We start from the raw sequence: 12,009 nt of genomic DNA, 5'->3' as shown, positions 1-12,009 counted from the left end.
TCACAGCTAAAGATGATTTTTTAATTTACATTAGAAGAGTTTTGGAGGAACAAGTTTATGATAATTAATTTAGATATATTTGAGACTATGGCACTTGCAACAATAGTGTTTTATATAGGTCTGTATTTAAGAAAGAAAGTAAAATTACTTTCAAAATATTGTATACCAGCTCCAGTAATAGGAGGGTTATTATTTGCTGTATTAGTACTAATTTTAAGAATAACTAATATGGCTATGATAAATTTAGATATAACACTTCAAAGTGTTTTTATGACTGCATTTTTTACTAGTGTAGGATATACAGCTAGTTTAAAAGTACTAAAAAAAGGTGGGCTAAAAGTAGGAATATTTTTAGCTTTAGCTACTGTTTTAGTAATTTTACAAGATGTTTTAGGGGCAAGTTTAGCAACTGTATTTAATCTAGATCCTTTATTAGGTTTATGTACTGGGTCTATACCAATGGTAGGTGGTCATGGAACAGCAGGCTCCTTTGGACCATTATTAGAAGAGATGGGGGTGGCTGGTGCTACTACAGTTTCATTTGCTTCAGCTACATTTGGATTAGTTATGGGAAGCTTTATTGGAGGTTTTGTAGCAAAAAATTTAATTGAAAGAAAAAATATAGATACACCAAAGCATTCAGAAGACCATTCATTGCCGCTTAGCGATTTTCATGAGGACAATCAAGCTATACTTTGTCATAAAAGATTGATGAATGGTGTTGCGTGGATATTTTTAGCTATGGGGATAGGGTCAATCATTTCAAAATTCATTCAAGATTTAGGATTAACTTTCCCATCATATATTGGTGCTATGGTAGCAGCTGCAGTTATAAGAAATATCTGTGATTTTAGAAAGGTAGAGCTTGAAGATAAAGAGATTGAAACTATAGGTGGAATAAGTCTTTCATTCTTTTTAGCTATGGCATTAATGGGACTAAAATTATGGGAGTTATTTGATTTAGCACTTCCTATGGTATTTATGTTAATAGCGCAAGCTTTATTAATGGGATTCTTTGCATATTTTATAACCTTTAGAATTATGGGGAAAGATTATGACGCAGCAGTTTTTGCATCAGCTAATTGTGGCTTTGGTATGGGAGCGACTCCAAATGCAGTAGCTAATATGGATGCCTTAACAGTAAAGTTTGGATATGCACCAACTCCATATTTAGTCGTTCCAATAGTAGGTTGTTTATTCATTGATTTTGTTAATACAGCAGTATTAACATTGTTTATAAATATATTAAGGTAGTTAAGTAAAGACTAGAGTTGAAATACTCTAGTTTTTATTTTTAGGAGGACTTAATATGGAAAAGTATAAAAATAAGTTTGAAGAGATAGTAGAAAAAGCTAAAACTAATATTAATGAGATAAGTAATACAAATGATGATGTTGAGATGGTGACTCAAATGAGTAGTGAGTTAACAACAATGAATATAGGTGAAGACTTTTCTAATGGTGAACAAATAAAATTACAAATGCCACTAGAAACTTATAATTCAAAGAATAAGGTTATGGATTCATTAGATGTATCAGATAGGGGAGATGAAGTAGTGGATAGGACCCAAAATAATCATAATGGGCCAGATTTTGCTTCAACACATCTTATAGATAGGAGATAATAATGAGGTATGTTATAGTTTCAGTTGTGCATGGAGAGGGAGGGGATTTTAATAACGATCTAAGAAGAGAAATATTTAATAAGTTCAAAGCAAAATCCTCTAAACTTCCTGCACACTTTACAATAAAAGCACCTTTTGAGGTAGAGGACGAAATAAAAGAAATAGAATATATTCTTGAGAACTTTACTAAAAAGTATAGCAAAACTCCTTATAAGATAGAAGGATATAACCATTTTGATGATAGGGTTATATATATGGATGTAAAGATGTCTAAGGAAGGGAAAGAGGTCCATGATAGACTTATTGATGAATTATCAAAAGTATCCTATATAAATTTCGATAAAAAAGATGGGAAAAATAAAATAATTCATGTGACTATCTCTTCGAAAAAAATAAGAGATATCTATAATGAGCTTTGGGATTATGTAAATGAATATCCTTGTAACTTTAATTGTAGCTTTGATAATGTAACAATATATAATTGGCAGGATAATACATGGAAGGTCCATAAAGAATACGCGTTTAATGAATAAGACCACACTTATAGTGTGGTTTTTTTATTCTTTAGGAAATTATAGCTTCAATTAAATTGTGGATAACTTCAACAATTTAGCGATACATTAGTTCATATTCTTCCTAAAGAATAAAAAATAAAATATATGCCCCTGTAAGATTTTCCTCAGGCAAGCTTCGGAAGCTCTAATGAGTAAGTTCTATTTACAAAATTTAAATTTGTAATATCACTTATGCAGATGGGCGAAAAAAATCGACGGCTCCACAGTCGCCTTGGCGATTTTTTTATTAAATAAATTTACTTTTGTCAATATATGTATTACTGTGACTTTTATAGAATATAATTAAATATAGAATTGCTTCTTGGTTTTGCTTTAAAATGATTGATATTGTTTCCCATGGAAAATAAATTATATATCAATGAAGGAGAGTTAAGTCATGTTAAAAAAAGCATTTTATAAAAATGCTAAAGCAATGGTAGCCATAGCTACAATTGCTTCTATACTTATGACAAGTACAGTTCCTGTAATAGCTGCTGATCTAAAGGAGAATGGATCAGTTATGACTGTTGAAGCACAAGGATTACAAAAGTACCGTAATGTTATGTATTATGGTGATTGGTCTATATGGGGAGGTCAGAAACAGTTTAATCCAAAGGATATACCTGCGGATCAACTAACACATCTTAACTTTGCATTTTTAGATTTTGATAAGGATGGCAATCTACAATTTACCGATAAAGATGCTGCAATGACTCATGCAGTAGGAAACAGTGACGTCTTAGCTGGTGAACCTAACGCTGGTATTTTAAATGGATTTAAAGTACTAAAGAGTGAAAATCCTAATTTAAAGATTGGCATTTCATTAGGTGGGTGGTCTAAATCAGGAGATTTTTCAACAGTCTGTGCCAATAAAGAAACTCGTGCTAAGTTTGTACAGAATGTAATGGCATTTATTAAATATACTAACATGGACTTTGTTGATGTGGATTGGGAGTATCCAACCTTTGTAAGGGAACCTGACCTTTGTGATAACTCACGGGATGAAGGAACAAAATATAGTACTCCAGCTGATAAAGAAGACTTTATTTCTTTATTGCAAGATTTAAGAAATGCTCTAGATACTCAAGGTAAAGAGTTAAATAAAACTTATGAACTTTCAGTAGCCCTACCAGCTCCAATAAAAAAAGTATCTGCAGGAATAGATGTACCCAAATTATTTAGTTTAGTAGACTTTGCTAATATCATGACCTATGATATGAGAGGAGCATGGGATAATATTAGCGGACACCAAACAGGATTATATACTAATTCTAAAGATCCATTTAAGGGTAAGGGATTATCTGTAGATGAAAGTGTTAAGTACTATCTATCCCAAGGAGCACCATCTGAGAAAATAGTAATTGGTGCAGCTTATTATACTCGTGGTTGGGAAAAAGTTAGTAGTGAGGGAACATCTACCACAACACCTGGTTTGTTTGGAGATGCAGCCTTAGTTACAACAGATGCAGATGGAACGCCAACAACAGGTGCTTGGCCTGAGGCGCCATTAAAGAATGGTGAGGGTGGCCGTATGACAGGGGTATGGTCATACAATGCTTTAGATGGATTAAAAGCAAAATATTCTGGATTAAAAGAGTATTGGGATGATGAGGCTAAGGCTCCATATTTATATAATCCTACAACAGGTGCTTTCTTTAGCTATGATAATGTAAGGTCAATACAAGAGAAATGTAAATATGTGAAGGAGAATAACCTTGGTGGAATGATTGCTTGGATGGCATCAATGGATAAATCAACTACATCTACAAAGCGTGATGAATTAACCAAAGCCACTAAAGATGCCTTATTTGGATCAGTAAGTTTGCCTCAATATAATGTTTCTAACTATAAAGTAAACGTTACCGCAAAAATAGAACCTACAAAGGCGATAATGGGAAGTAGCGGAAATGGTGAATTAAAAATAACAATTACAAATAATGAAAGACTGTCTGAATCGGATGAGGTATTAAGTGCAGTAGAATTACCTGCAAAAACCTTAATGAATCCAACATTATATCTAGAAACCTACGGTCTTACTATATCTGGAGTACAATATCCATTAGAAAGCTCTAATGTAGTAGAAGAGGATGGCAAGTATGCTATAAAATTAAGTGATACTTACGATGGTAAATTTATAAAGCCTGGTGAAAGTAAGACGTATACATTAGATACAAAGGAATCTGTTGATAATTTAGAAGGTGTAATTAGTCTTACTATGAATCAAAAAGTTTATAAGTCTTCACAAACCTATGGAATGCAAACATTATATGGATATTCATCAGATGAGGAAACCCTAACTCCTGATGGAAATACTATACCTAATATTGCTGGAGTTAGAAACAAGAAAATAGCAATAGGAGATAAGTTTAATCCATTAGAAGGAATAACAGCTTCTGATAAAGAAGATGGAGATATAACTAGTAAAATAGTTGTTACAGGTGTTGTAGATGTAAGTAAAGAAGGACAATATAGCTTGACTTATTCAGTTAAGGACAGTAATGGAGGAGAAAGAGTTCTTAAAGCTATAATCACTGTTGCTAAAAAAACAATAATTGAAGCTGATAATTATGTTGCAAATAAGTCTTATACAAAAGGTGATATAGTAGTTTATGGTGGTAGAAGGTATGAATGTATATGGTATTCTGCATCAGGAATAACTCCAGGAACTATGGCTGTAATATGGCAGGACTTAGGCCCAGCTGAAATTGTTATTGAACTAGATCCAACACAAGAAATACAACAACCAAGTGGCAATTACCTTCCTACTTTATGGGGAGTAAAAGATTCAGGTATATTAGTTGGAGCCACTTTTGATCCATTAGCTGGAATTAAAGCTTTAGATAAGGAAGATGGAGATTTAACTAGTAAAATAGTTATTACAGGAACTGTAGATACAACTAAGGCAGGAAAATATGAGTTAGTGTACTCAGTTAAGGATAGTAAAGGTGCAGAAAGAACTGTAAAGGCAGGAGTAACAGTTACAAAAACTACAACAGTCCCTAAGGATGACTATAGTGCTACTAAAACTTATGTCATGGGAGATATAGTAATTTATAATGGACATAAATATGAATGTGTATGGTATTCTACAACAGGAATAACTCCAGGAACTATGGCTGTAATTTGGAAGGACTTAGGAGTTGCAGAATAGTATAAAATAAAAAATGGATCTTGCATTTTTGTGCAGGGTCCACTTTTTTGAAGAGAATTAGTAAGTGTGAACAAGGTGTTTAAATAAATATAAAAAGTAGTTTAGTAGTTATTCTAGCAATCTTATCATAAATAAATTCCTTTTAGAATTTTATCGTGAAAGCTCCTACAAACCCGGAATTTTACTATATATTTATATATTTATGTATTCATATATTTATATATTTATTTCTTTTTATATTTATATATTTAAAATAATATATAAATATTTCTTGGTGTTAGTATTAAAGTGACCGAAGGAATTTGTACAAATCTTTTTAATTGGTTCATTTATTCCCTCAACTATTTTATACGACGTTAATTTATCTTTAAGGGGAGGCTGAATAGTAATACGCTCTTCAAGGGTTTTTTTTCACATGATTCTGTGTTAATATTTGAGTGGTCCATAGTGATTATCGATGTATAGGTGAGAGGATAATACATGGAAGTTCCATAAGTAATTTTTATTTTATAGATAGTTTCACACTTATAGTGTGGTTTCTATTTTGAAAGGAGATAACATGAGAAAAGGTGATTTTATATATACAGGAAAAGAGGTTAAGTTTTATCCTTTAGATCCAAGAGAAGAGGAAATTCTAATAGAAGATATTGGACATGCATTGTCTTTAACATGTAGGGGGAATGGACATACTAATAATTTCTATAGTGTAGCACAACATTCAATAAATTGTGCTAAAGAAGCAAAGGCAAGAGGATATTCAAATAGGGTTCAGCTTGCTTGTTTGTTACATGATGGGTCGGAAGCGTATCTTTCAGATATTACAAGACCTGTTAAAAAGGAACTTAAAGAATATCTTATTATAGAAGATAAATTACAAAATGCAATTTATAAGAAGTATGGTATTGGAGACTTAACAGAAGAGGAGCTTAATCTAATTAAAAATGTTGATGACTCAATGCTAAAATATGAGATGAAGTACCTTATGAATTTTCATGAAATTGTAGGAGAGGATTTAGTGGGTAACTATTCATTAGATTTTGTTCTTATGAATGAAGTTGAAAGGGAATTCTTAGAATTATTTGATGAAATAAAAATCTATGCATAAAAATAGGACAGTCTTGGTTAGGGACTGTCCTTTGACATAGGGGGATTATATATGGTATTGCTACCATATATAGTAGGTTATTATGATTACATTAGTATTATGGACAAATAAAAAAATAAATATACAAAAAAAATAATTTTTTTGAAAAATAAAAGAAGAGTTTATGGCTCTTCTTATTTTAGTAGTAGATTATTAACTTCATTTAGAAAATTTTCAAGAATATCTTTATTCATACTGTAGTAAATTCTATTATTTTTCTTTTCAACTTTAACAAATCTAGCGTTTATTAGTGCAGTCATATGGTGTGATATTGTTGAAGTAGAAAGGTTGAATTTTTCAGATAGTTCTTGGCCATATGCAGAAGTATCTTTAATAGATACTAATATATCAAATTTACTTTTATCACCTAGAAGCTTTAGATTTTGATATACTTCCAAATGATTTGAATTAACTCTAGTTTCAATAGTAAATTTATCATTAAATAAAACACCAATTTTTATAACATTTTTATTTTTATTATCATTATCTAAAGAAAATGAAATATTTGAAGGGTTTAATATTGAGTGAGATACAATTATTTCTTCATATCCAGAACCTAAATCATAGTTTAGAGAAGAGGTAAGAAAATGCAATATATCATTTTGCTCAATAAATGGTTCCCAATAATCTATAAAATCTTTAGTCAACTTAGAGAATTCTTTATCATATTTTTTTAGTTGAAGTACGCAAGTATTTAGTATTGATGAAAGTTCTTCTATTAATGAGTCTATATTTAAAAAAGCCAGTTGAATATTCCACTTGTTTTCTATACTTGTATCTAATGATGATATAAGAGATACAAGTTCCTTAAAAGAAGCAATTTCAGTATTTTTAAGCTCTGTACCTGCAATATCATTGGAAGAAAGAAGTTGGGCAAAGTTATAAATCTTTTCTTTATAACTTAGATTTTTAATTAAAGTGATTTGTTCTTCTAATGAAATATCTAAAAATCTGTTTTGATTTAAGAGTAATATATCTGCAATGCTCAAATCATTTAAGTTTAAATCTTTAAAAAAGAAGTCTAATCTTTCTTTTGAAAAATCCAAATTTGAAAATACTTTGGTAGCAACCCTTGATATTATATCTATTACGGTGCTTGTATAGTCATTACATAAGGGATAATTTCTTTTTAATCTATTTTTTAAATCTTCAAAGCTAAAGTCATTAGTCATTAATTTTAGAAGATCTAGTGATTCAGAATAATAATTTATATCTTTTTTTAAAATTGTTTTCAAAATAAACACCTCAAGTATATAATAGCAATTATTGTTAACTTTTAAAAGAACTTAATCAGCAGTTATAACTCTCCTTTATTTATAAATTTAAATAAATATAGGGAAAATATAAAGCTGAGTAAAAAACCATTGATTAAGAATATACTATTAACGGACATAGAAGATGATGCAATAGAAATAATGAAAGACATAGCTGGTACTGTAGAGCATGAAGAAGCATTAAAAATTGCACTACACCTTGATAAATAGTTTTCTTCTACAGATTTAATAAATAAAACTTGTAACGAAGCAGAGAGCAATGATACAAATAGTCCAAGTATAGCAGAGATTATTCCCAATAGAATATTTGCCATAAAATAAGATAAATTTAAAGTGGATATAAAGATTATTAATATATAATAAATCCCTAAAAATAAGCCAGATATAGACATAAGGAGTGTATTTTTAATACGCTTATTTATTGTAGGATAAATAAGAGAACCAATAATCATACCTAAGCTAAGAGTAACACTTAAAATAGTAAGAAGTCCTACATTACCATTAAAAACAGTCTTTACAAGTGGAGCTTGAAGCGAATTTAGTGGTACAAGTCCTGTATTTAAAAGTGCACATATAATACATAAGGTTAATATAATTTTTTTTGTTTTTATATACTTAAATCCGTCTTTTAAGTCAGTGAAGTAAGTGCTTTTCTCACTAAAAGAAGAAAAAGATTTACTAACATGAGTATTTAACTTTATGAAGCTTATTATAATAGCTGACATAATAAATGTAATTGCATCTAATAAAATAGCTGTTTGCATACCAAATGTTGCAATAATACCACCAGCGACTGCAAGCCCTACTAATTCTGAAATTTTACATGCTGTATTACTAAAAGATATAGCATATTCGTAATAATCTGTAGGCAATAGTTTAGGAAGAATAGAAGAACTTGCAGGAAGTCTAAATGCTTCTACAGTGGAGTTAATAAAAGTTATAAACAGCAATATAAATGGATTTAATAGGCCTAAAATAAAGAGTAGTGCTATTAGAGAAACGCATCCCCCTCTTATAACATCTGTTATAATCATAATTCTTTTCTTATCCATTTTTTCTACCCATACCCCAGCAAATGGTTGAAAGATAATAGATGGAAGCATATTTACTCCAAATATAATTGCAGACCAAGATGGATTATTTGTAATTTCGTAAACTAGCCATGTGAAAGCAATTGAATCTATAGAATCCCCAAATCTACTAACAATATTGGCAATAAAAAGCTTAAATGCTTCTTTCTGTTTAAAAATATCTTTATAGGTTATAGAATCATTCATAAAATATAGCCCCCTTTTATAATGGTTAGATAAGCATGAAACTCAATGTTTGATTATAGTGTAATACTATATTTTATGAATATCAAATAAAAGTGTTCGACAAATATAAAAGAAGCTTAAAACCATTAAGCTTCTTTTATATTTAAAAATTAATATTATCAGGATCTATTCCAGAGCCTTCGCAACCTTTTAAGTTTTGTATTAATTCCATATCTTCTTTTAATAATTCAAAGTCAAATATCATAGAATTTTCTTTTATTCTACTTGGAGTAACTGACTTAGGAAGTGGCAGAATTTCATTTTGAATATGCCAACGTAAAGTTATTTGAGCAATTGATTTACTATATTTATCAGCTATATCCTGCATTTCTTTAACTTTAAATATTCTACCAGTGGAAAGAGGTCCCCAAGCTTCAACTAATATATTATTATTCCTACAGAATTTAACTGTTTCATCTTGATTATGGCTTGGATGTAGTTCAATCTGATTAACCATTGGTTTAATATTACAATTTTCAAAGATAACTTTTAAATGATGTGGTTTAAAATTACTTACTCCAATGGCCCTAATTTTACCTTCGCTATAAAGCTTTTCAAAAGCTTTCCAAGTTTCACAAATTGATTTTTCCCAATCTTCTTTATGCCCTTTCACTACAGGCCAATGAATTAGATATAAATCTAAGTAGTCTAAGTCTAAGTCTTTTATGGTTTTATTAAAAGCTTTTAAAGTACTTTCATATCCTTGATCAGTATTCCAAAGTTTACTTGTTACAAATAAATCTTCTCTATTGATTCCAGAAAGCTTAATAGCTTTGCCAACACTTTCTTCGTTGCCATAACAAGCTGCAGTATCAATGTGACGATATCCACATTTTATAGCTTCCAAAACTGAATTTGTAGCAGTTTCTCCATTTGGAGTTTGCCATGTACCAAAACCTACACAAGGAATATTCACACCATTACTAAGAGTATAAGTATCGTTTAAATTATTCATATCATAAATACCTCCTTAATTCTTCTATATATAACATTATACCTTATATTACCACATTTTGGAATTGTTACGTTTTTAAATTACTATTTTAATTATATAATAATTAATTTTCTGTATTAACAACTGTAAGAAAATGGTAAATAATAACTTTGGGTGAATTTTTTATTAAATTTATATGTCAATTTAGAAATATAAGTAAATAAAGAATAATACCTATATAATGTAAAATAAATTTTTGTGAGAGCAGGTGAGGGTAAAGAAAGGATGAAAAAGAGTTTTAAAAGGAAACTAGCAGCGTGGGTGGGGATATTATTTGTTATTACACAAATAATTCCGGCTAGAACTATTAATGCAACAACAGAAGAAGAAGAAAATAAGAAGTACGGTACTATAGAACACTATAATGGTATTTTATTTGGGGATGATAATTTAGTTTCATATGATAATAAAAATTATGCGTATATTTCTAAAGGTGGTGATAATGAAGGTGCAGTTGCTGTAGGAGGAGATATGCATGTTCCATATTTAGATAATAGTATGGATTTTGGAGCAAGTGCTGCATCAGGTTACACAGGAATAGGTAGCAAGTACGAAGATAACGGAATGCCAACTGTAATGACAAGTGGCAAATGGGATAAGATCAATGGTAGTAATATAACTGTATATGGAAGCAGAGTCTTGCTTGCACAAGAAGATAATCAAGGGTTTACAGTAACAGGATCAGATGTGGAGTATTCAACTAGACAGAATATAAAAAATGCTATTTCTAAATTTAAGAGCAAGGTTTCAAATACTATTGGATATATAGAAGGTATAGAAACTAACGGAATCTTTGAAGATAATTTATATGGTAAAAATATTATTACCAATAATGAAAAAAATATCGTAAAAGTTAAGCTAGATTCAGGCATAATTCCGTCCTTAGATTTAAAAGGAAGTGTGGATTTAGACAAACAATATGTTATTTATAGCAATGCTAAAGATATTAAGTTTAGTGGTGGTAGTGTTAGATATGATGGTGCAGATGTATGGGGAAGCAGTTTACCAAAGGATTCTCCATTATTTAAAATTGCATCGAATTTTATTTGGGTATTCCCTAATGCTGAAACAGTAGAGATAAATAATTATGCAGTTATAGGTAGCGTTGTTGCACCAAAGGCTAAAGTTCATGGTAATGGTTCATCAGTAAATGGCCAATTATTCGCATCTTCATTACATCAAGAAGGCGGATTTGAACTTCATAATTTCACTAGTAGGTGGAATTGGGACTTGGATTCAAAAGGGTCAATAGAAATAGAAAAAGTAGATAGTAAAAATAGTAGCATTAAGCTATCTGGAGCGGTATTTGAAGTATATGATTCAGAAGAAAAACTAAAGGGAACCATAACAACTGATTCTCAAGGAAAAGGTAGCCTTGGAAATCTAGAATATGGAGAATATACATTAGTAGAGAAAACAGCACCAGTAGGATATGTATTATCTTCTGATAGAATTACTGTTAATGTAAATTCAGAAGGAATAACTTATAAAACAATAACTAATACAAAGATCTTAGGAAAGATAAATATTCTAAAGGTAGATAGTGCTGATGAAAATATTAAGTTACCAGGAGCAGTATTTGAGGTTAAGGATTCCGAAGGAACTGTAGTAGATACAATAACTACTGACGAAAACGGAGTAGGAACTTCAAAGGAACTTCCATACGGAAGCTACACAGTAGCAGAAGTAAGTGCACCATCAGGATATGAGTTATCAGGAGAATCTAAGAATGTAACAATAGATTCAAATGGAGAAACAATAGAGCTAACATTTGAAAATACAAAGATTTTAGGTAAGATAAATATCCTAAAAGTAGATGGTGCTGATGAAGGTGTTAAGTTATCAGGAGCAGTATTTGAAGTTAAGGATTCCGAAGGAACTGTAGTAGATACAATAACTACTGACGAAAACGGAGTAGGAACTTCAAAGGAACTTCCATACGGAAGCTACAC

9 protein-coding genes (1 of these 9 cut by a window edge) are annotated in these 12,009 nt (G+C 30.4%); 6 read left to right on the top strand and 3 right to left on the bottom strand.

The features are described from left to right. The first annotated feature begins 57 nt into the window (after positions 1 to 57). The 5 genes from gltS to I4V16_RS03100 all read left to right on the top strand — a co-directional run bounded on the left by gltS (position 58) and on the right by I4V16_RS03100 (position 6,434). Positions 58 to 1,254 (top strand): sodium/glutamate symporter, encoded by a 1,197-nt coding sequence (gltS, locus tag I4V16_RS03120; RefSeq protein ID WP_049176985.1) that lies wholly within the window; start codon positions 58 to 60, stop codon positions 1,252 to 1,254. Positions 1,255 to 1,309: 55 nt separating this feature from the next. Continuing rightward, positions 1,310 to 1,624: a hypothetical protein gene (locus I4V16_RS03115; protein WP_195966517.1), complete on the top strand. Its 315-nt coding sequence runs from the start codon at positions 1,310 to 1,312 to the stop codon at positions 1,622 to 1,624. A 2-nt stretch (positions 1,625 to 1,626) separates the two neighbouring features. Further along, entirely contained in the window at positions 1,627 to 2,157 is a 531-nt protein-coding gene (locus tag I4V16_RS03110) for a 2'-5' RNA ligase family protein (RefSeq protein WP_195631502.1), read from the top strand. Positions 2,158 to 2,575: 418 nt separating this feature from the next. Continuing rightward, positions 2,576 to 5,329: a glycosyl hydrolase family 18 protein gene (locus tag I4V16_RS03105; protein WP_195966516.1), complete on the top strand. Its 2,754-nt coding sequence runs from the start codon at positions 2,576 to 2,578 to the stop codon at positions 5,327 to 5,329. 559 nt (positions 5,330 to 5,888) lie between these two features. Continuing rightward, positions 5,889 to 6,434: a phosphohydrolase gene (locus I4V16_RS03100; protein WP_099329134.1), complete on the top strand. Its 546-nt coding sequence runs from the start codon at positions 5,889 to 5,891 to the stop codon at positions 6,432 to 6,434. Between the two features lie 173 nt (positions 6,435 to 6,607). Here the strand turns inward: I4V16_RS03100 and I4V16_RS03095 are convergent, their stop codons facing one another. The 3 genes from I4V16_RS03095 to I4V16_RS03085 all read right to left on the bottom strand — a co-directional run bounded on the left by I4V16_RS03095 (position 6,608) and on the right by I4V16_RS03085 (position 10,018). Next, positions 6,608 to 7,708: an ArsR family transcriptional regulator gene (locus I4V16_RS03095; RefSeq protein ID WP_099329133.1), complete on the bottom strand. Its 1,101-nt coding sequence runs from the start codon at positions 7,706 to 7,708 to the stop codon at positions 6,608 to 6,610. 62 nt (positions 7,709 to 7,770) lie between these two features. Continuing rightward, complete coding sequence (locus I4V16_RS03090; RefSeq protein WP_195572583.1) at positions 7,771 to 9,024, bottom strand: MFS transporter; 1,254 nt, start codon at positions 9,022 to 9,024, stop codon at positions 7,771 to 7,773. Positions 9,025 to 9,166: 142 nt separating this feature from the next. Beyond that, a complete protein-coding gene (locus I4V16_RS03085) occupies positions 9,167 to 10,018 on the bottom strand; it encodes an aldo/keto reductase (protein ID WP_099329131.1) in 852 nt (283 codons plus the stop codon). A 264-nt stretch (positions 10,019 to 10,282) separates the two neighbouring features. Between I4V16_RS03085 and I4V16_RS03080 the strand changes: the two genes are divergently transcribed. Then, on the top strand, positions 10,283 to 12,009 hold part of the coding region annotated (locus I4V16_RS03080) for a SpaA isopeptide-forming pilin-related protein (RefSeq protein ID WP_195966515.1) (this coding region is incomplete at its 3' end). Its footprint extends 268 nt past the window's final position; 1,727 of 1,995 annotated nt are visible.

It is taken from the genome of Clostridium sp. 1001283B150210_160208_E6 (genome assembly GCF_015669365.1).
Taxonomy (GTDB): Bacteria; Bacillota; Clostridia; order Clostridiales; family Clostridiaceae; genus Clostridium; species Clostridium paraputrificum.
This window is presented reverse-complemented; position numbering and strand designations above follow the sequence as displayed.